General features: G+C 51.0%; 18 protein-coding genes. 8 read left to right on the top strand and 10 right to left on the bottom strand.

Annotated elements, in window-relative coordinates; all coding sequences use genetic code 11:
* Nucleotides 1-116 precede the first annotated feature (116 nt).
* From dapF to ftsY, 3 genes are read left to right on the top strand one after another with little or no spacing between them, the layout of a single operon-like run.
* A complete protein-coding gene (gene dapF, locus PsAD46_RS02510) occupies nucleotides 117-1,022 on the top strand; it encodes a diaminopimelate epimerase (protein ID WP_063306066.1) in 906 nt (301 codons plus the stop codon).
* Nucleotides 1,019-2,287, top strand: coding sequence for a tRNA (N(6)-L-threonylcarbamoyladenosine(37)-C(2))-methylthiotransferase MtaB (gene mtaB, locus PsAD46_RS02505; protein ID WP_063306065.1), 1,269 nt, complete (start codon nucleotides 1,019-1,021; stop codon nucleotides 2,285-2,287). The genes dapF and mtaB overlap by 4 nt, the downstream gene beginning before the upstream one ends.
* Before the next feature lie 30 nt (nucleotides 2,288-2,317).
* A complete protein-coding gene (gene ftsY, locus PsAD46_RS02500; protein ID WP_063306064.1) occupies nucleotides 2,318-3,871 on the top strand; it encodes a signal recognition particle-docking protein FtsY in 1,554 nt (517 codons plus the stop codon).
* Between the two features lie 64 nt (nucleotides 3,872-3,935).
* Here the strand turns inward: ftsY and PsAD46_RS02495 are convergent, their stop codons facing one another.
* Nucleotides 3,936-5,423, bottom strand: a complete 1,488-nt coding sequence (locus PsAD46_RS02495) for a hypothetical protein (RefSeq protein ID WP_063294289.1) — start codon at nucleotides 5,421-5,423, stop codon at nucleotides 3,936-3,938.
* Between the two features lie 178 nt (nucleotides 5,424-5,601).
* On the opposite strand from PsAD46_RS02495, the gene PsAD46_RS02490 reads away from it, so the two are divergent.
* The 3 genes from PsAD46_RS02490 to PsAD46_RS02480 all read left to right on the top strand — a co-directional run bounded on the left by PsAD46_RS02490 (nucleotide 5,602) and on the right by PsAD46_RS02480 (nucleotide 7,194).
* Nucleotides 5,602-6,213, top strand: coding sequence for a LysE family translocator (locus tag PsAD46_RS02490; protein ID WP_063294290.1), 612 nt, complete (start codon nucleotides 5,602-5,604; stop codon nucleotides 6,211-6,213).
* A 42-nt stretch (nucleotides 6,214-6,255) separates the two neighbouring features.
* Nucleotides 6,256-6,717 carry an isoprenylcysteine carboxylmethyltransferase family protein gene (locus tag PsAD46_RS02485; protein WP_063306063.1) on the top strand — a complete coding sequence of 154 codons (462 nt, stop codon included), beginning with the start codon at nucleotides 6,256-6,258 and terminating at the stop codon, nucleotides 6,715-6,717.
* A gap of 144 nt (nucleotides 6,718-6,861) precedes the next feature.
* Complete coding sequence (locus PsAD46_RS02480) at nucleotides 6,862-7,194, top strand: hypothetical protein (protein WP_057463051.1); 333 nt, start codon at nucleotides 6,862-6,864, stop codon at nucleotides 7,192-7,194.
* 93 nt (nucleotides 7,195-7,287) lie between these two features.
* On the opposite strand, the gene PsAD46_RS02475 is transcribed toward PsAD46_RS02480, so the two are convergent.
* The 6 genes from PsAD46_RS02475 to PsAD46_RS02450 form a co-directional block, all read right to left on the bottom strand.
* Nucleotides 7,288-8,919, bottom strand: coding sequence for an ABC transporter ATP-binding protein (locus PsAD46_RS02475; RefSeq protein WP_063306062.1), 1,632 nt, complete (start codon nucleotides 8,917-8,919; stop codon nucleotides 7,288-7,290).
* Nucleotides 8,920-8,936: 17 nt separating this feature from the next.
* Nucleotides 8,937-10,121, bottom strand: coding sequence for an ABC transporter permease (locus PsAD46_RS02470; protein WP_063286362.1), 1,185 nt, complete (start codon nucleotides 10,119-10,121; stop codon nucleotides 8,937-8,939).
* Between the two features lie 6 nt (nucleotides 10,122-10,127).
* Complete coding sequence (locus PsAD46_RS02465; RefSeq protein ID WP_063306061.1) at nucleotides 10,128-11,237, bottom strand: microcin C ABC transporter permease YejB; 1,110 nt, start codon at nucleotides 11,235-11,237, stop codon at nucleotides 10,128-10,130.
* A gap of 15 nt (nucleotides 11,238-11,252) precedes the next feature.
* Nucleotides 11,253-13,124 (bottom strand): ABC transporter substrate-binding protein, encoded by a 1,872-nt coding sequence (locus tag PsAD46_RS02460; protein ID WP_063306060.1) that lies wholly within the window; start codon nucleotides 13,122-13,124, stop codon nucleotides 11,253-11,255.
* The gene (locus tag PsAD46_RS02455; RefSeq protein ID WP_063306059.1) at nucleotides 13,124-14,989 is read right to left on the bottom strand and encodes an extracellular solute-binding protein; all 1,866 of its coding nucleotides are present in this window, start codon (nucleotides 14,987-14,989) and stop codon (nucleotides 13,124-13,126) included. The genes PsAD46_RS02460 and PsAD46_RS02455 overlap by 1 nt, the downstream gene beginning before the upstream one ends.
* 279 nt (nucleotides 14,990-15,268) lie before the next feature.
* Nucleotides 15,269-15,817, bottom strand: a complete 549-nt coding sequence (locus tag PsAD46_RS02450) for a cytochrome c family protein (protein WP_063294296.1) — start codon at nucleotides 15,815-15,817, stop codon at nucleotides 15,269-15,271.
* A 557-nt stretch (nucleotides 15,818-16,374) separates the two neighbouring features.
* On the opposite strand from PsAD46_RS02450, the gene PsAD46_RS02445 reads away from it, so the two are divergent.
* Together PsAD46_RS02445 and PsAD46_RS02440 are read left to right on the top strand one after the other, a co-directional pair.
* Nucleotides 16,375-17,265 (top strand): prephenate dehydratase, encoded by an 891-nt coding sequence (locus PsAD46_RS02445; protein WP_063306188.1) that lies wholly within the window; start codon nucleotides 16,375-16,377, stop codon nucleotides 17,263-17,265.
* A gap of 83 nt (nucleotides 17,266-17,348) precedes the next feature.
* A complete protein-coding gene (locus PsAD46_RS02440; protein WP_063306058.1) occupies nucleotides 17,349-18,359 on the top strand; it encodes an adenosine kinase in 1,011 nt (336 codons plus the stop codon).
* Nucleotides 18,360-18,409: 50 nt separating this feature from the next.
* On the opposite strand, the gene PsAD46_RS02435 is transcribed toward PsAD46_RS02440, so the two are convergent.
* The 3 genes from PsAD46_RS02435 to PsAD46_RS02425 form a co-directional block, all read right to left on the bottom strand.
* On the bottom strand, nucleotides 18,410-19,018 hold the full coding sequence (locus PsAD46_RS02435) for a 2,3-bisphosphoglycerate-dependent phosphoglycerate mutase (RefSeq protein ID WP_063306057.1): 609 nt from the start codon (nucleotides 19,016-19,018) through the stop codon (nucleotides 18,410-18,412).
* 95 nt (nucleotides 19,019-19,113) lie between these two features.
* Nucleotides 19,114-19,665 carry a pyridoxamine 5'-phosphate oxidase family protein gene (locus PsAD46_RS02430; RefSeq protein ID WP_063306056.1) on the bottom strand — a complete coding sequence of 184 codons (552 nt, stop codon included), beginning with the start codon at nucleotides 19,663-19,665 and terminating at the stop codon, nucleotides 19,114-19,116.
* A 28-nt stretch (nucleotides 19,666-19,693) separates the two neighbouring features.
* A complete protein-coding gene (locus PsAD46_RS02425; RefSeq protein WP_063306055.1) occupies nucleotides 19,694-20,407 on the bottom strand; it encodes a hypothetical protein in 714 nt (237 codons plus the stop codon).
* Between the last annotated feature and the right edge of the window lie 67 nt (nucleotides 20,408-20,474).

Raw genomic sequence — 20,474 nt, 5'->3', positions numbered from 1 at the left:
GCTGGCCTCACAATCGTCTCAGACAAGGTTTTTCCCTGCATTTTCCCTAGTAATCTAAAGTAATTTAATCCATATAGTGCCTTCTTGACGGATTACGCATGAATGGAAGCAAGCTCATGACGGATACGCTGGTTCCCTTTTTGAAAATGAACGGTTTAGGCAATGATTTCGTGGTGTTTGATGGCCGCGCAAAGAAGGTTGTCTTAACTCCGGCGCAAATTGCAGCTATCGGAGACCGCGAAAAGGGTATTGGTTTTGACCAGATGATTACGGTCGAGCCTGCAAGTTCTGATGCTTATGCCTTTATGCGCATTCACAATCGCGATGGCAGCGAAGTAGATGCTTGCGGTAACGCAACACGCTGCATTGGCCGTCTGCTAATGGGTGAAGCAGGCACTCCAAGCGTTCCTATTCAGACCAACGCTGGTTTGCTGATTGCGCATGCATCTGGCAGTCAGACTTTGGTGAGCGTTGATATGGGTGTTCCGCGTTTTGAGTGGGACCAGATCCCGCTTGCGGAAGAGTTTGCGGACACGCGTGCCATTGAGCTTCAGATCGGACCAATTGATGCACCGGTTCTGCATTCACCCAGTGTGGTGAATGTTGGCAATCCGCACGCCATTTTCTGGGTGGATGATATTGAAGCCTACGACCTTGGGCGCTTTGGGCCACTGCTTGAGTGTCACCCAATATTCCCTGAAAAGGCGAATATCTCTCTTGCTCAGATCATTGGCGAAAACGAGATCCGCATGAAAGTCTGGGAACGCGGTGCTGGCTTGACAAAAGCTTGTGGCACCGGGGCCTGCGCAGTGGGTGTTTCTGCTGCCAGAACTGGACGGACAGGACGTAAGTGCACTGTCCATCTGCCGGGAGGACCGCTGGGTATTGAGTGGCGTGAGGACAACGACCACATCATGATGACCGGTGAAACCGCAATTGAATTCGAGGGCGAGCTCAATCTCGACACCCTCACCTACACAAAGACCGCTTCGGGGGACGCGGCAATGGAGCCTACGCAGTGAGCATTGATGTTGTGACATTTGGCTGCCGACTGAACGCTTATGAGTCGGAAGTGATGAAGCGCGAAGCAGAGGCCGCAGGCCTTAAGGATGCCGTGCTGATCAACACATGTGCCGTGACCAACGAAGCTGTCCGTCAAGCACGACAGACCATTCGCAAAACCCGCCGCGAAAATCCGGATGCGCGTATTATCGTGACTGGCTGTGCGGCGCAGACAGAATCTGAAACCTTTGCCGAGATGGGCGAAGTGGATCTGGTTCTTGGTAACTCTGAAAAGCTGGAGCGCGCCTCTTATGGCCGTGTCGCTCAGTTTGGCATTGAAGAAACCGAGAAGGTGCGCGTCAACGACATTATGAGCGTGCGCGAGACTGCAGGTCACCTGATTGATGGACTGGAAGGACGCTCTCGTGCGTTTGTTCAGGTTCAGAACGGCTGTGACCATCGCTGCACCTTCTGCATCATCCCTTATGGCCGTGGTAACTCACGCTCTGTGCCGATGGGAGTGGTGATTGACCAGATCAAACGCCTTGTTGACAACGGATATGGCGAGATTGTTCTGACTGGCGTTGATATTACGTCCTACGGCGCTGATCTGCCGGGAACGCCGAAGCTTGGCACGCTCTGTTCCAAGATTTTGAAGATGGTGCCTGATCTTAAGCGCCTGCGTCTGTCCTCCATCGACAGCATTGAAGCTGATGAGGAGCTTATGGACGTGATTGCGCATGATCATCGCCTGATGTCGCATCTGCACCTTTCCCTGCAGGCTGGCGACAATATGATCCTGAAGCGCATGAAGCGTCGTCATTCCCGCGAAGACACGATCCAGTTCTGCGAAGACGTGCGTAAAATGCGTCCTGATGTTGTCTTTGGCGCTGACATTATTGCCGGTTTCCCAACTGAGACCGATGAGATGTTCGAGAACACTCTGCGCATCGTTGATGAGTGTGGGCTGACACATCTGCATGTGTTCCCATTCTCCCCACGCCCAGGCACTCCAGCGGCCCGTATGCCGCAGCTCGATCGCAAGATCATTAAAGAGCGCGCTGCACGCCTTCGTGAAAAGGGGCAGGAAGCTTTGCTGGCTCACCTTCGTGCTGAAGTGGGCAAGAAGCGTGAGATCCTGATTGAGCGTGAGGGACTTGGTCGCACCGAGCAATTTACTCAGGTTGAACTGGATGCGGATGTTGCCGGAAGCCTTGTCTCCGCACGCATTACAGGGCATACCGAAAGACATCTAATTGCAGAGCCACTTGGCAAAGCAGCTTAAGCTTTTACATTTCAAAGGTATCTTTCCAGCATGAGCGAAAAGAAGCGCAGTTTTTTCAGTCGTCTGTTTGGCGGTTCCTCAGAAGAAACGCAGAGCCTGCAGGAGGAAAAAGCTCCTGACAGTGCAGAGCTGCGTGAGTCTTTAGAAGGCGTTCAATCCGTTCCGCTTGACCCTGTTAAAGGCCTTGAAGAAACGGCTGAAGCAATCGCAGATGAAACTCTTGATCTGGAAAATCCAGAGCTCACACCTGAGTCGGAACCTGCGACTGAAGAGAAAGTTTCTGATAAGCCTCATGATTTGGATGAGGCAGAAACCAAAGCCCTCGAAGAGACCGCCTACCTGGATAATGACGATCTGCGTGAGGAAAATTCAGCAGACGTTGAGCCTGAGCAAGATATACTTTCCCCAAAGGTCAGCGATGATGCTGGGCCCGTTGCTGAGGATACAGCCGATGGACAACCCGTTCTCACAGATGAGATCACTGAAGCATCAGGAACAGCGGAAGGACCTGAAGAAGCAGGAAGCTCTGAAAGTGTTCGGGAAAGCGGAGGATCCGGAGGAGACGAGGAAACTGGAGCGGTCGAGGAGAGCCGAGAGGCTGAAGAAGCTGGAAAAACTCCGGGAACTGAGGAAACTGGAGAAGATGTTCCAGTAAAAACGAGCTGGTTCCAGCGTCTTAAAGCTGGGCTCTCCCGTTCTTCTAATGCCTTATCTGAGGGCATCAGCTCGATCTTCACCAAGCGCAAGCTGGATGCAGATACTCTTGAAGAGCTGGAAGATATTCTGATTCAAGCAGACCTTGGCATTGATACAGCGATTGCGATTACCGACCGTGTATCTGATGGTCGCTATGATAAGGAAATTTCAGGCGAGGAAGTCCGCAGTATCCTTGCTGAAGAAATTGAAAGCGTCCTTGACCCTGTTGCTAAACCGCTGGACCTTGAAAGCGGTCATAAACCACACATCGTCTTGATGGTTGGCGTAAACGGTACAGGCAAAACCACCACAATCGGTAAGCTGTCATCTCTGCTGCATGAGCAGGGTAAGAAAGTGATGCTCGCAGCGGGCGACACGTTCCGCGCTGCAGCTGTTGAGCAGCTGAAAATTTGGGGTGAGCGCACTGGTGCTGAAGTTGTGGCGCGCGATACTGGCGCAGATGCTGCTGGCCTTGCATACGATGCCGTTGATGCCGCTCTCAGCAACGATACTGATGTGCTGTTGATTGATACCGCTGGCCGCTTGCAGAACAAAGCTGAACTGATGGATGAGCTTGAGAAGATCATTCGTGTGATCCGAAAGCGTGTTCCTGATGCACCGCATACCACTTTGCTAACCCTTGATGCGACCACAGGCCAGAATGCTCTTTCTCAGGTGGAGATTTTCAGCAAGGTTGCTGGTGTAACTGGTCTTGTAATGACCAAGCTGGACGGCACAGCACGTGGCGGTATTCTGGTGGCGATTGCCCGTAAATACGGCCTGCCAGTGCACTTCATCGGCGTTGGTGAAGGCGTAGAAGACCTTGAGCCATTCTCAGCAAAAGACTTTGCAGCAGCCATTGCTGGCAAAGACCACGAGCTGGACTGACGCAACTCATGTTTCTTAGAGGAGTATAATCCTCTAAGAAACAACCCATATCAAGCAAAGAAACTTAGCGAGCCACGCTCAAGGCCATCGATGAATAGGTTTTATAATAGTCTAGCTCGTTCAGCTTTTCTGCCCAATATCGTGCTTTTTCTTTGTCTCTAATATCGTACTCGCGACTTGTGTAAATGAAAACTAATTGAAGGGCAGAACGTGGGTCTCCTGCATTTGCTGCTTTCTCAAAGTTAGAGATAGCTTTCATTGCTCCTTCACTCTGATTTCGATAAAACACTTCCATCTGCTCAGATTTAGTGAGCTTCTTGTATCCTCTATCATCTCGGATTCGCATGCCGTGCCAATTCTCTTTGAACAACAGCCCTAAATAATAGAGAGCATCAACGTAACCGTAAGATGCAGCCGTCTCAAAATTTTGCAACGCTCTATCATATTGCCCCAATTTAGTGAGAAATTCTCCTTGTACAATTAAGGCTCGCGGGTGAGAGATACTCTCCTGATCTAAAAGGTACTCGAAAATCTTTTGCCCATATGTTTCATTGCCAGTTTCCAGCATGATTTGTGCCGCAACGGACAGCTTTACAAACTCTGCAACATTGAAACCATCCAATTGTACTTCTTCAAGCTTTTCATAATATTTTTCATCTGTGATGTCGATTTCTTCACCAGCGAGAGCAAAGAAGTGCAGTAGTGCCAAGCTAGGATAGAAATCAAGAGCAGTCACACGTGTTTGTTCGAGAACCGTTTCATAACGTCTATCCCAATCGCCCATTAGTGAAGAAAACTGCTCATTCTTCCAAACTACTGGAGGCCGCTTATCTCCTACAATCGATTTGATACCTTGCTTTGTTTTGAAAAAAACAACTTCATTATCAGGATCTTCTGCAAGTCTTAAATTCGCATCAATTTCCAGTACGAGCGCAGTGTATCGCGCGACGCCTGGTAAGAAGCCATCCGCAGCACTTCTCTCCAAAATTTGAAACTGTTGGCGTATATCCTTGTCAAGGGCCGGGTGATCTACCATTGCGATGCTTGCAAGTGGCTCTCCAGCTGCAAGTGACCTCTTAAAGTCAGCTAATGCTAAATCGAGCTCCTGATGTCCCCCAACACCATGCTGTCTCAGCAAACCGCGATAGTAGAGAGCTTCAGCAACACCCGCTTCAGCAAGCATATTGAGCCCGCTCTCAAAAGCAATTCGCGCATAAGTCTCAGCATTTGCAATATTTGCTGGACGGCCTAGAGCCTTTATATAGCTATACGAAATTCGGGCTGCTGCAATAGGGTGCCCGTTTGGCCCTGCCTCATGAACGATTTTTTCGAAAGACTTATTTGCATTGCCATAAAACCCAGTAATATCTAAGGTCCGTGCAGCTCGCATATCTACATCAAAACTAAAGAGTACTGATTTCATGCACTCTAGCGAGCATGACTGTTGATTAACAACTGTAGCTTCCGCTAAAGCCTGCTGTGGCAAAGCAAAGTTTCCGCCCCACAGAAGAGCTGAAACCATTAATGCAAGTTTATTTTTCAGAAGACGCATAAAAGCTCACACCAGATAAAATCTCATCATCGTTATTATATGCAACTCTAGATTTCTTAAATGCAAGTTACATTTAAATTCCAACTCACACATAGCTCGATTATGTTCATTGGACACGCCTGAGTGATCAGATAGACTAGAGCTTCTATCGTCCTGCCATCAATTTGTGAGCTCTTCCATGACACTTGAGTATCTTCTAACGTCCTTCATTGTTGTCCTGCTGCCCGGACCAGGTGTGCTTTACACGATTGCTATCGGGCTTGGGAAAGGGCTTAAGCCAAGTGTTGCTGCTGCGTTTGGTTGTACGCTCGGGATTGTTCCAGCAGCTTTGGCAAGCATTATTGGGGTGGCAGCGATCTTTCATAGCAGCGCCCTCGCTTATCAGATCCTGAAGTATCTTGGTGTTGCTTATCTGCTTTACATGTCATGGAGCATCCTGCGCAGTGGTGGTGCGCTGGAAGTGAGTGGAGAGAAGCGCGAGAGAACTCTTTATCGCACTGCACTCGACGGTATTCTGCTTAATGTGCTGAACCCAAAGCTGTCTCTGTTTTTCCTCGCTTTCCTCCCTCAGTTCGTTTCTCCTGACAGTGAAAATGCAACATCTGCTCTACTCTTCCATGCCTTTGTTTTTATGGCACTTACATTTGTTGTTTTCATCGGGTACGGCGCAATGGCGTCGCTGGCCCGCGATTATGTGATCAACCGCCCAAAAGTTATGGCTTGGCTCAAACGAGGTTTTGCAGCTACGTTTGGTGCGCTTGGTGTTAAGCTGGCACTCTCAGAGAACTGATAGGCTTCCTGCATTTCTGGAACAACAAACTACTGGAACACAATGGAAAATTTAAAACTCAGGTTCCCGCCTGTGGCTGTCTTCTTTAGCTTTGCAATTATCATCTGGATGGTTGCAACACTGCTTCCCGGAGATATCAATCTGCATGGTGCAGGGACAGCATTTCTTGTGATTGGCATCGGAGCTGGCAGTTATTTTGGAGTGACCGGGCTCTCTGAGTTCCGCAGAGCGCGGACAACAACAAGCCCTACACACCCTGAAAATGCGAGTGCTATTGTTTCTGACGGAATTTACTCCAAAACACGTAATCCGATGTATCTGGGTTTGCAGTTCATCCTGTTGGGATGGGCCATCTTTCAGGGAAACCTGTTTGCTATTCCAGTTGCTCTGGGTTTTGCTGTCTATATCACCCTGTTCCAGATCAAACCTGAAGAAGACCTTCTGGAAGAGAATTTTGGTCAAGAGTACCTTGCCTACAAAGCACGCGTCCGGCGCTGGATGTAAGTTCTCCGCACGATGCACAAGCGCTTTGCCTTGAATGCTTCAACCTCCACTTCCTTTTGTTACCCTATGGTAAGAATGCACAAGTAGTGTCCCTAGCGTGATACTGGTCGTTGATCCAAAAGAAACAACAAAAGGGAGATCCTGATGGCCGTGCTTATGAAGTTTGATGATATCGATCAGGTTTACAAAGAAACCAGCAAAATCAAAGCAAGCCTGAAGAAAGCCAAGGTTGACGAAAAGACCGAGGATGCTTTCATGAAAGAGCTGAACCAAAAGAAGAAACGCGCGGAAGGCAAATTTTTGGATGAAGTGAACAACGATTCCAAAATTAAGAACTTCAAGGCTGAATCTTTAAAAGGGGACGGTGGCTTCACAAAAGCACTGAAGGAAGCTGCAAAGCGGACGCCAATCCAGCTGATGGAAGCGAGTGGTAAGGTTACGCTAAAAGTCGGCAAGGATGTTGTTGTCGGAACCTAGTTCCCTTACTTCCACCGTAGATTTGCTATGACCATGGCCGAATGTTCGGCCATGGGTAAGTTCTTATTGCTCATTGAGCAGAGCAGCAGCACATCAAGAGCTGATGACGCCCTCAATTGCTTCCAGACGGAATGCAGCAGCCATCAGGGCCTTGGTGTACTCGGTCTGCGGATTGTCAAAGACCTCGTCTGACGTCCCTGCTTCCATCACCTTGCCATGCTGCATAACGACCACATCATTGGCGAGTGCGCGGACGACCTTGAGGTCGTGCGAGATGAACAGATACGCCAGGCCATGAGCCTTTTGCAGATCGCGAAGCAAGTCGACGACCTGTGCCTGAACGCTCATATCCAATGCTGACGTTGGTTCATCCAGCATCACAAACTTTGGCTCAAGCACCATTGCCCGCGCAATCGAGATACGCTGTCGCTGTCCACCTGAGAATTCATGCGGATAACGGAACCTCGTAGCTGCATCCAGCCCCACTTCTTCCAGCGCACCTGCAACCTTGGCTTCCCGTTCTTTGGCCGTGAGGTTGGGCATGTGGATCTTGAGGCCTTCGCCAACAATCTCCGAGACTGACATACGCGGCGACAGGGAGCCGAATGGATCCTGAAACACGATTTGCATATCCCGGCGCAGCGGACGCATCTGCTTCCACGAGTGTTCCTGAATATCAGAGCCATTGAAGCTGATCTGACCGTTTGAGGAGATCATACGCAGGATCGCAAGACCCAGCGTGGTCTTCCCAGATCCACTTTCGCCTACAATGCCTAGCGTCTGCCCAGCGCGAACGGTCACATCAATGCCATCAACTGCTTTGATGTGGCTGACTGTTTTACGCAGAAAGCCACGTTTGACGGGAAACCAGACCTTGAGGTCTTTGGCTTCCATGACAATTGGCTGACTGGTATCGCCGGCAGGTGGATGCCCTTTAGGTTCTGCCGCCAGCAGATGCTGGGTGTATTCGTGTTGAGGGCTTTCGAAGATATCTTCGGTATCGCCGTGTTCGACAATTTTGCCCTGTGTCATCACACAAACACGATCAGAGATCCGGCGAACAATGCCGAGATCGTGCGTGATGAAGAGCATGGCCATGCCTGTGCTCTTCTGCAGGTCTTTCAGCAGCTGCAGGATTTGCGCCTGAACCGTGACATCAAGTGCTGTTGTCGGTTCATCCGCAATCAGCAGGTCCGGCTCGTTTGCCAATGCCATGGCGATCATGACACGTTGGCGCTGACCACCGGAGAGCTGGTGCGGATAGGACTTCAGACGTTCTTCCGGATTTGGAATACCGACCTGATCCAAAAGTTCCAGTACGCGCTTTCGGGCATTCGTCTCACCGAGGCCACGGTGGATCTTCAGGATCTCCGCGATCTGCTGTTCGATGGTGTGTAGCGGGTTCAGTGAGCTCATAGGCTCCTGAAAGATCATAGAGATCTTGTTGCCACGCACACAGCGCATTTCACCTTCGGTCGCTGCTATCAGGTCTTCGCCCTGATAGACGATCTTGCCAGTTGGATGGCTTGCAGCCGGATAGGGCAAAAGCTTGAGCACAGACAGTGCTGAAACAGATTTGCCCGAGCCACTTTCGCCCACAAGTGCGACGGTCTCGCCTTCCTTGATGTCGAAAGAGATCTGGTCAACGGCGAGATTTTCCTTTTCGCCTTGCTGGAAGGCGATGGAAAGGTCCTCAACAGAGAGGAGCGTTTGATTATCAGTCATATGCGATCCTCCCTTCTTCAGTTCATCGTTTTACGTGGATCAAAGGCATCGCGAACCGCTTCACCGATGAAGATCAGCAGGCTGAGCATAATCGACAGGACGAAGAAGCCTGTCATGCCAAGCCACGGCGCTTGAAGGTTGTTCTTACCCTGCTTGAGCAGCTCACCCAGCGATGCGGAGCCCGGAGGCAAGCCGAAGCCGAGGAAGTCCAGCGCTGTCAGCGTGGAGATGGACCCATTCAGGATGAACGGCATGAATGTAAGCGTTGCGACCATCGCGTTTGGCAGCAGATGGCGCCGCATGATCGTGCCATTGGAAACGCCCAACGCTCGCGCAGCGGAGATGTATTCGAAGTTCCTGCCTCTCAGGAACTCCGCCCGAACCACACCGACCAAGGCCACCCACGAGAAGGCGAGCAGGATTGAGAACAGGATCCAGAACCCCGGCGTCAGCACCGACGAGATGATCAAAATGAGGTAGAGCGTCGGCATTGCCGTCCAGATTTCAATGAAGCGCTGGAAGCCAAGGTCAACCCAACCGCCGTAGAAGCCCTGCACAGCACCAGCGCCAATGCCGATGACGGAGGATGCCAGTGTTAGCGCCAGACCGAAGAGTACCGAGATGCGGAATCCGTAGACAAGGCGGGCGAGGACATCACGGCCCTGATCGTCTGTGCCGAGCCAGTTCCAGTTGCCAATTGTACAGTTTGGATCGTTTACACCCTCAGCATAACGCTCGCAGCGCAGCTCCTTATCCATCATCCAGCTTGGAGGAGCTGGTGCCGGGACCGGGATTTCGTTGTTGACCGTCTGGTATGAATAGCGGATCGGAGGCCAGAGAATCCAGCCGTTGGCGTCGATCTCTTCCTGAATGAATGGATCACGATAATCCGTTGTTGCAAGGAAACCGCCGAACTTTTCCTCCGGGTAGTCCGTAAAGACCGGCATGAGCAGCTCGCCCTTATAGGAAACCAGGATTGGGCGGTCGTTGGTGATGAATTCTGCGCCCAGGGCGAGCACAAACAGGACGAGGAAAATCCAAAGGGACCAGTATCCACGCTTGTTGGCTTTGAAGTTTTGCAGGCGACGCTGATTGAGCGGTGACAGCTTTTGCCGCTTTTCAGGCGGTTGCGTCTGCTCTGGCAGCGGATTGATTGTTTCGTAGCCCTGATCCTGAAGGCGTTTTTCGAGTTGTGTGTCCATTGCTCGTTACACCTCCCGGCTTTCGAAATCGATCCGGGGATCAATCCAGGTGTAGGTGAGGTCTGAAACCAGATTCACAATCAAACCCATCAACGAGAAAATATAAAGCGTGGCGAACATAACTGCATAGTCGCGGTTGAGCGCCGATTCAAAACCCAACAGGCCAAGGCCATCCAACGAGAAGATCGTCTCAATGAGGAGCGAGCCTGCAAAGAACGCCGAGATGAACGCACCCGGAAAGCCAGCGACAACGATAAGCATCGCATTGCGGAAAACATGACCGTAAAGCACCTGACGCTCTGTCAGGCCTTTGGCGCGGGCAGTCTGAACGTACTGCTTTCGGATTTCATCGAGGAAAGAGTTCTTCGTCAAAAGCGTTGTTGTTGCAAAGGCGGAGAGCGCCATCGCAGTCAATGGCAAGACCAGATGCCAGAAGTAGTCGAGAATCCGTTGTGGCCATGACATATCGCTCCAGCCCTCTGAGGTGAGACCTCGGAGTGGGAAGAAGTCCCAGAAGGAGCCACCGGCAAAGAGAACAATCAGCATGATTGCAAACAGGAAGCCCGGGATTGCATAGCCAACAATGATGATGCTGGAGGTCCAGACATCAAACGAGGTGCCGTCCTTTACTGCTTTGCGAATGCCGAGGGGAATCGAAATGCCATAGGAGATGAGCGTCATCCATAGGCCCAGTGAGATCGATACCGGTAGCTTTTCGACGATCAGGTCAACAACAGCAATGTCACGGAAATAGCTTTCGCCGAAATTGAAGGTCGCGTAGTCCAAGATCAAGCGCCCGAAACGCTCCAGAGGAGGTTTATCGAAGCCAAACTGGACCTCGAGTTCCTTGATGAACTCCGGATCAAGGCCCTGTGCTCCTCGATATTTCGATCCTGCACTGTCTCCGCCGCCCTGATTGGCTGCGGCAGAACTTCCAAAATCACTTCCACCACCCGAAATGCGGCTGGTTGCGGATACACTATCCCCTTGCAATTGAGCGATAACTTGCTCAATCGGTCCGCCTGGTGCGAACTGAATAATGATAAAGTTGATTGCCATGATGCCGATAAGGGTCGGGATCATCAAAAGCAATCTACGCAGAATATAGGCGCCCATGGGCTTCTTTTGTCCCTAATTTTCCTTGCCGATGCGAGCGGCTTTTTCTGAATCCACCCACCACGTCGCTTCTACGGGGAAGGCATATGCCGGCATATCATTCGGAATGCCGAACATGTCCCAGACAGCTACTGTGTGGAAGGCTTTGAACCACTGCGGCACCCAGTAATAGCCTGCGCGCAGAACTCTATCCAATGCTCTAGCAGCGGTTATCATTTCCTCACGCGAGGATGCATTCAGCGCCTTATCCACCAAATCGTCGACAGCAGGCACCTTGATGCCCGAGAGATTGTAAGATCCGAAGGTTTCCGCAGAAGCCGATGTCCAGAAGTTACGGATGCTCGGCCCAAGTGTTGGTGTCAGAGAAAAACGGTGCCCGACAATGTCATAATCGAAATCATCAACACGCTTCTGGAACTGTGCCGGATCAACGACGCGGAAGCTTGCTTCAATGCCTAACAGTCTGAGATTCTTGACATATGGAAGCACAATTCGTTCGAAAGCAGGCGAGTTGGAAAGGAACTCCATTTGCAGCTGCTTTCCGTCAGGCCCGATCAACTGCTCACCGCGTCTGTAGTAGCCTGCCTCCTTGAGCAGAAGCGAGGCTTCTCTGAGGAGTTTGCGATCCTGGCCTGAACCATTGGAAACCGGTTGCGTGATCGCTTCGCCAAAGACCCCATCTGGCAGGTTTTTCTTGTAGGGCTCAAGCAGGGCCAGTTCGGCATCGCTTGGCAGACCAACAGCCTTCATCTCCGAGTTTTCGAAGAACGACTGGGTTCGGGTGTACAGATCATAAAACAGCGCAGAATTTGACCACTCAAAGTCGAAAGCATAACCGAGCGCTTCACGGACCTTGGGATTGGAGAACTTTTCTTTTCGCGTGTTGAGGAACCAGCCTTGCGCCCCTGATGGGAGGCGGATGGCAAACTCCTTCTTGGCAACACGTCCCTCTGTCAATGCAGGGAAGTTGTATTCTGTCGCCCAGGTCTTTGACGAGAACTCTTCGTGGAACGTCAAACGGCCTTTCTTGAAGGCTTCAAATGTTGCTTGTCGATCGCGGAAGAAGTCGAGGCGAATGATCTCGAAATTGTGGTGGCCATTGGTTACTGGCAGGTCTTTTGCCCAGTAATTCTCTACCTTTTTGTACTCAATATACCGGCCAATCTCATAGCGTCCGACCATATATGGCCCCGAGGACAACGGCGGTGTCAGCGTTGACGCCTCGAAGTTGTAGCGGGTGTAGTACGCTTTTGAGAGGATAGGGAGAGTTGCTATCAATAAGGGAAGTTGCCTGCTGTGATTACCTGAAAAAGCGACCGTGACAGTGTGTTCATCCGGAGCGGTTGCAGAAACCATTTCCTTGATGGACTGGCTGATAATCGGGTGCCCCTTTTCCTTCAGAAGGTTCAGACTGAAGGCAACATCTTCTGCATTGAGCATCGACCCATCGTGGAACCGGGCTTCTGGCCTAATTTTGAAGGTGACGAAGTTGCCGTCTTCAGAGACCAGAGCGCTTTCGGCCACCAGACCATATACGGCATCCGGCTCATCATAGGCACGCACCATCAGGCTATCAAAACAGAGCTCCATACGCGGTGGGGCATCTCCTTTGAGGATGAAGGTGTTGAACGTGTTGAAGGTCTGCGGGTTCTGATTGTAGCCCCAGCTCGGCGCAGTCATGGCGATTTTGCCACCAACCGGAGCTTCGGGATTGACGTAGTCAAACGCCGTGAAATCCTTTGGGTACTTCAGATCACCAAAGACAGAGAGGCCGTGGCTTAAGGTTCCCGCCTGAACCGGCAGGGCTCCACCGGGCACCAGAAAGGCTGCTGCAGTGGCCGCGCTGAAGTGCAGGAAGCTACGTCTACTGATTTGGCTAAGCGTCATCAATTGGCCTCCTCTATCTTCTTGGCTTTTTCTTCGTCCCACCACCAAACGGTTGGGAAACCTATGGAGAATTCAGGAAGCTGTTTTGGGTGTGCGAAACGATCCCACCGCGCAACGCGGCTGAATGGAGATGTCCAACCTGGAACAACGTATTGCTCCCACATCAGGATACGGTCCAAAGCCTTGGTTGCTGCAACCAGTTCGTCACGATCATCAGAGTTGATGATGATATCAATCAGCTCGTCGATGGCTGGGTTTTTGATACCTGCATAGTTTTGAGAGGCTTCGCTGTCCGCTGCATTTGAGCCCCAATACTCTCTCTGCTCATTGCCTGGAGAAAGAGACTGCGCCCAGCCGGTGTAAATCATACCGAAATCACGGCTACGGACGCGGTTGACATATTGCGAGCTGTCGACGACGCGCAGCTGCAGGTCAATACCAAGCTTCTTCAGCGAGGCCTGATAACGAAGAGCAACGCGCTCAAAGCGGCCACCATTCATCAGATATTCGATTGTAAATGGTTCGCCAGTCTCTTTGTTGACGAGCTTACCTTGCTTTTGCACGTAGCCAGCGTCTTTAAGAAGGCCGATTGCCTTTCTCAGGTTGGCACGCTCCTGACGGGAATCTTCGGATACCGGGTTCTCGTAGGGCTCTGTAAAGACGGCTTCTGGCACTGGTGATTTCAAAGACTTCAGAATTTCCAGCTCACGCCCTTCTGGCAAGCCTGCAGATGCGAGCTTTGTTCCGTCGAAGTAGCTGGTGAAACGGCTGTATTGATCAAAGAAGATCGTGCGGTTCATTTCCTGGAAATTCAAGGCATAGTTCAGTGCCCGGCGCACGCGGCGATCCTGAAACTTCTCTTTGCGGGTGTTGAGAATGAAGCCCAGCATCAAGCCACTACCACGATACGTCTGCGGGAATTTTTCCAGCACGACATGGTTGGCTTTAACAGCAGGAATATCGTAGGCGGTTGCCCAGTTCTTTGCCGTGGTTTCCGTGCGCCAGTCAAAACGGTCAGCCTTAAAGGCTTCAAGCTGCACGGTTTCGTCGCGGTAGTAATCGTAGGCGATTGTGTCGAAGTTGTTGGAACCAACATTTACATTCAGATCTTGCCCCCAATAGTCGTCAACGCGCTCAAATGAGATTGAACGCCCAGGTACGACTTCTCCGATGCGGTACGGACCAGAGCCGAGAGGCACTTCCAAGGTGCTTCTGGAAATGTCACGCACATTTCCAGAAGCACCTTTCTCATTCCACCAATGCTTTGGCATGATGTAGAGCGAACCAAGGATTTGCGGGGCTTCTCTGTTACCCGGTTTATCAAAGTTGAAGCGGATCTCTGTCGGGCTCAGAATGTCGTAGCCCGTAACATGACGATAATAGTATTTTCGGGAAGGATCTTGCGTGGTCCATTGATCGAATGACCATCCCACATCTTCTGTGGTGATTGGCTTGCCATCGTGCCAGCGTGCATCAGGGCGTAAGCGATAGACCACCCACGCAAAGTCTTCGGGATACTTCATCGCATCAGCGATCAAGCCATATTCAGTCGAGGACTCGCTCATTGATGGGGTCATCAGGGTATCGTAGATGAGGCCCAGCCCGCCTGCACGAATGCCCTTTGATGCCACAAGGTTCAAACTGTCAAAGGTGCCGGTTGCCGAGAGGCGCACCCTACCCCCTTTGGGAGCATCTGGATTGACATAGGGGAAGTGCGCGAAACCTTCCGGCATCTGAGGAGCACTGATGAGGGAGTCTGCATACCGCCATTCAGGCTCACTGGTTTCAGCAATTGCTGCGGAGGATGTCAGGCTTGCAATGGCAAGCGCCAAACCTGTCAGTGAGCTATATAGTCTGGTACGCACAGCATTCCTCCATAAATACAATCAGTAGTTCTAGCGTAGAAAAAACACCACGCGCTGAAAATTGAACTTTTCTTGCAGCTTTCAGCCAAACTTAAACTAAGATTACGGCTGAAAACACTTCCGCTACAACGTCTTTTGCCAAGATGACAAAAATTTAACTGGAAGAAACGAGGAAAAGGTTAGCATTCACGCAAATTCAGACAATAAAAAAGCCGGGATCAAATCCCGGCTCTTTAACAATTCTACCCTCACATATGTGGGAGGGATATCAATTCAATATTAATTGATCGGTACTGGGTTGTCTGAAAGTGAACGCAGGTAAGCGATCAGGTCAGCACGTGGCTTGTCTTTCTTCAGACCAGCGTAGCCCATGGATGTACCAGAAACATGTTTCTTAGGTGCTTTGATGAACTCGTTGAGCTGCTCAAAGGACCACTCAGGATTGTTTGCCGCAAATTCCTGCATCGCTGAGGAATAAGAGAAGCCATCATGAGATGCAGGTGCGCGACCTACAACACCCCAGAGGCCCGGGCCAACTTTGTTTTTTCCACCCTGATCGAAGGTGTGACAAGCTGCACATTTTTTAGCTTGTTTCGCACCAGCATCCGCAGAAGCAGTGGTGAGCAGCTCTTCAATTGAGACGACCTTGACTTCTTCCGCAGCTTCATCACCTGCGCCGTTGTCGGCACCAGCGACTTCAATCTCAAAACCGCGTTTCTCGTTTCCATGAGGCGCAAAGATGACTTCCGTCAAAACATTCAGGCCCATGAATACAACCAAGGCGAACAGAATTGCGCCGGCAATTTTGTTCAGTTCAAACGAATTCATAGCTCACACGCTCCGAATATTTGGTTAGGCTAGCCTTCATGCAGCAGGCACGGCACCTAACTCGATATGTGTATTTTGCTGGGAAACTACAGTTATTTTCGGGCACTTGTCCATAATTTAATTAGTGTTTTTCCTAGGTCTTTTGCAGTGATGTGGACCACAGGTTGATGTTTGAGAGCTCAAAAAACCAAGGAACACAACAACTCTCGCCGGTCAGCAGTTTAAAATGGCTATAAACTACTGATTTATTCGAGGATATCCCGCTCAGGCCAATTCAGATTGCAGTGAAGGCGCAGAACAACCAATTTACCTGAACTCAAGAGAATGCGACAAAATATCACACCAGAGCGCTTTTAGATCTGGGGATTTCATTGCAGAGCACCCAACAGGACCGTAAACGCGTTCATTCTTGAGGTCTTTTCACCTTAAGTTTCGCCTCTGAGTATTATTAAGGTTTGCAATCCCTCACATCTAGGGCAATTTGTGCGAGGGGCTTTTTCGCGACTGTTGGCGAAGCCTCAAATGTATCAGGTTTCTAAATTGCCGTGAGTATAATGATGTCAGATCAGCGCAAAGTCGTGTTTCAAGGAGAAGTGGGAGCTAACTCCCATATGGCGTGCAACGCCGTTTACCCAGAGTACCAAGCTATCCCTTGCGCGACTTTTGAAGACTGCTTCCACGCGATCGAGACCGGAGAAGCAGAACTTGGCATGATCCCGATCGAAAATTCGGTTGCGGGACGCGTTGCGGACATTCACCACCTGCTTCCTCGCAGCAATCTGCACATCATCGGCGAATATTTCATGCCGATTCGGTTTCAGCTGATGGGCATCAAAGGCACCAAGCTGGAAGATCTGAAGAGTGTTCAAAGCCATATCATGGGGCTTGGACAATGCCGAAACTTCATTCGCGATCATAACCTTAAGCCGATTATTGGCGCTGACACAGCTGGATCCGCACGCCAGGTTGTTGAAGGTGGCGACAAAACAATCGGAGCCTTTGCTCCAGAGCTTGCGGCTGATGTTTATGGTCTGGATATCCTCGCACGTGATTGTGAAGACGCTGCCCATAACACGACCCGTTTCGTGATCCTCTCCCGCGAGAAAAAGCAGACTGCGAACACTGGCCAGCCGATCATCACGACCTTCATTTTCCGTGTTCGAAACGTTTCTGCTGCTCTTTACAAAGGGTTAGGCGGTTTCGCGACCAACAACGTCAACATGACGAAGCTGGAATCCTATCAGCTTGAAGGTCAGTTTTTCGCGTCCATGTTTTACGCAGATATTGAAGGACACCCAGAAGAACCCAACGTAGCCCTTGCACTTGAGGAGCTGGCGTTTTATTCGACTGAACTGAATATTCTTGGGGTGTACAACGCTAGCCCGTTCCGCGAAAAAATTCGGGAACCTGAGGCTAACCGTGCTTTGCGTCCTACACCAGGGAAATAACAGTTGTAGGCCTTGCTCCAACGGTGAGTCACCTATGTATCGTTCCGGGCGCTTGTGATCCGGGCTAGTTACAAGGACTTTACATGTCTGAATTCAAGTTTGATGCATTGTGCATCGGCAATGCAATCACTGACGTCTTCTCTCATGTAGAAGATAGCTTTCTCGTTGAGCAGTCTTTGGTAAAGGGCTCCATGCGCCTGGTCGATACAGACGAAGCGCTGCGCCTTTATGATCTGATGGGTCAAACAACGCGCATCTCCGGTGGCAGTGCAGGCAATACTGCTGCTGGTATCGCTTCGCTTGGCGGTGCGCCTGCCTTTATCGGCAAGGTCGCAGCTGATGAAGTTGGAGACGTTTATCGCCATGACATGAACAGCATTGGCGCGCACTTCAACACAGGCCCGCTGCGTGATGATCTCGCGTCTGGCCGCTCCATGATCCTGATCACCCCGGACGGTGAGCGGACCATGAACACCTATCTGGGTGCAGCGACCAAGCTGACTGCGTTTGATATCGACCGCGACGTGGTTGCCAATTCTGCTATCACTTATATGGAAGGTTATCTCTGGGACGAAGAGGCAGCGAAAAATGCGTTTCTTGAAGCTTCCAGAATTGCCCATGAAGCAGGGCAGCTGGTATCGCTTTCGTTGTCAGACAGCTTCTGCGTTGATCGTTTCCGCGATGAATTCCTTGAATTGATCCAGGAAGACAAAGTTGACATTCTGTTTGCGAATGAGCACGAGCTTAAAGCACTCTACCAGACCTCCGACATTGAAACTGCGATTGCGATGGTGCGCGAGGATTGCACACTGACCGCTCTGACATTGGGCTCAGAAGGCGCTATGGCGATTTCTCGCGAGGAAACTGTACATGTGCCAGCTTCCGCGATTATTGGCGGTGTGCGTGACCTGACAGGCGCTGGAGACCTGTTTGCGTCTGGCTTCCTGTTTGGTCTGGCGCGTGATTTCAGCCTGAGCGATTGTGCTGAGCTGGGTTGCCTTTGTGCTGGTGAGGTTATCAGCCACGTTGGTGCGCGCCCTGAAAAGCCGCTTAACCAGATTGCAGAGCAGACTGGCTTCACTCTTAAAGCCTAGCACACTGCGAACTGAAAATATCAATTCAGGCGGCTTACGGGCTGCCTTTTTTATTTGCTGATCTGCTGAATATCCTCTGCGCTGTTTACCTTAAAGAAGAGCGGCTGTGCGGTGCCGATGTGCATGCGCTCGGTCTCTTTTTGATTAAGCTTGCAAATCTTCGAGATCAGTCCTCGAATTGTGTTCCTGTGTGAGGAGATGATGACGTTCTTTCCATTCATCAACTGAGGCAGAACACGGTGCTTGAACACACCATGGGCTCTGTTGGCCGTCATCTCCACACTTTCACCACCGGGCGGCACGGCGTGCAAGGAGTGGCGCCATTGGTGCACTTGCTCCACACCGTGTTCCTGAACCGCGCTTTCGATAGGAATGCCTGTGAGATCACCATAGGCCCTTTCATTGAAGAGCTTGTCCTCAATGACATGCAGATGAGATTGCTCAGCTTCTTCAAGGATGAGATCCAGTGTTTTGCGGGCGCGCCTAAGGCCTGATGAATAGGCCAGATCGAACTGGATTGCCTGTGAGTTGAGAGTACGACCTGCGTTTCGGGCTTCATCAATGCCCTTGGCGCTCAGCTCAGGATTAGCCTGTCCAGAGAAAACCTTCAGCGCATTCCATTCGCTTTGCCCGTGGCGTACCAACACCAACAATCCCATAAAACACGCCTCTCAGATCTTCTTTGTGTGCGTGTCTTATATAGGTTCAATTGCAGCTCTAAACCCGACTTTCGTTAAAACATCCAATGATGATTTCAGGCCGGCTCCAGAATGTTGGTGGGCAGGCCGTCCAGACTTGTGGCGTTGTGCTTGCGCCAGTAGTTCTCCAACTCCTCACGATCCATCGTCTCGTAGTAGGGCAGGAACTCCTTTTCGACACGCGTATCAACCAAATCCATGCGCGGGACTGTCGAGCCGCAAGACGTCTGAATGAGTTCGATATCAAGGTCGAAGATTTGTCTACACCCCGGCAGGTCGGGGAACTGAGCGACCAGTTTGGCCCAGTCCTCATCTCTGGGATGAATGACCTTTGCCGTTCCGAACACCCGAAGCGTGAGGCGCTGCTCGCCGAACGAACAGAACATGAGGGTCATGCGACCGTCTTCCTGCACGTGGGTGGCTGTTTCATTGCCAATGCCAGTCAGGTTCAGCCAGATGATGCGCTCGTCACTTAAAACCCTGAGGGTATCCATGCCTTTGGGCGACAGGTTGATATGCCCTATGGCAGCAGCTGTTGCGACGAAGAACATTGATTGCTCTTCGATGTGCTGACGAAATCTGCGGTTCAGTTTTTTGGCTACGATCATCGGCTTTCTGATGCCTTTTCAGGAGCGACTAGTCGGCGACTGCATATTGGGTGTTGATGCGGCGCTGCTCGCTGGCGTAGCTGCCAGAACGTCCGCCATTACGTTTGTCGTAACTTCTTGCCCAGGCCTGCCAGAACTCCTGGGAACTGCCGTCCATCTCGGTGATTTCCGGTTGGACAATCGGTGTCTTCGGCAGGATCGTGTTGGGCAATTGTAGAACCTGCAACAAAGGCCGGTGGCGTGGGAAGCTGATTGGGACATCCTGTTTGCGCAGCTTTATATTGATGAACAGCGGTGAACAGAACCAGCTGGAGTCAATCATCGCTTCAAAACAATCATAACCCGCATTGGAGGGCAGGTTGATTGGGCCGCGGACCCAATGGCACTGGCCTTCATCACCGATCAGGCTGTAGCCAGCGCCGATCTGAACGATGTCGCCTTCAGGGAACACATCCAGAAATGGGGGGTAGTAGTCTTCCAGCCCTTCCGGACAGGAGTTTTGGTAGTCTTCCACGAAGTCTGTAAGATACAACCGATCCAGCAGGGTCCACTCGCCCTCGGCGCCAAGCCGATAGAGGACCTCAGATCCGGTCCACATCAGATAAAAATCTACTGGCGGGTAAACATAGTAGCCCTGACGAGAAGCAGTAAGGAGGGGTTCACAATACTTCATTGCCCGGGCTGGCATCATGCCAAGGTTCGTTCCATCTGCCTTGACGACGTCCGGGGCAGATTTGACCATTCTTACAAACTTCACAGGAATTCCCTCGCAGATAAAACACTCTGCAAAAATGAAGCGAGGCAGCCTA

This window comes from Pseudovibrio sp. Ad46, assembly GCF_001623065.1.
In the GTDB taxonomy this organism is placed as follows: Bacteria; Pseudomonadota; Alphaproteobacteria; order Rhizobiales; family Stappiaceae; genus Pseudovibrio.
The sequence above is the reverse complement of the archived record's forward strand: the minus strand, read 5'-3'. Positions and strand labels throughout refer to the sequence as shown.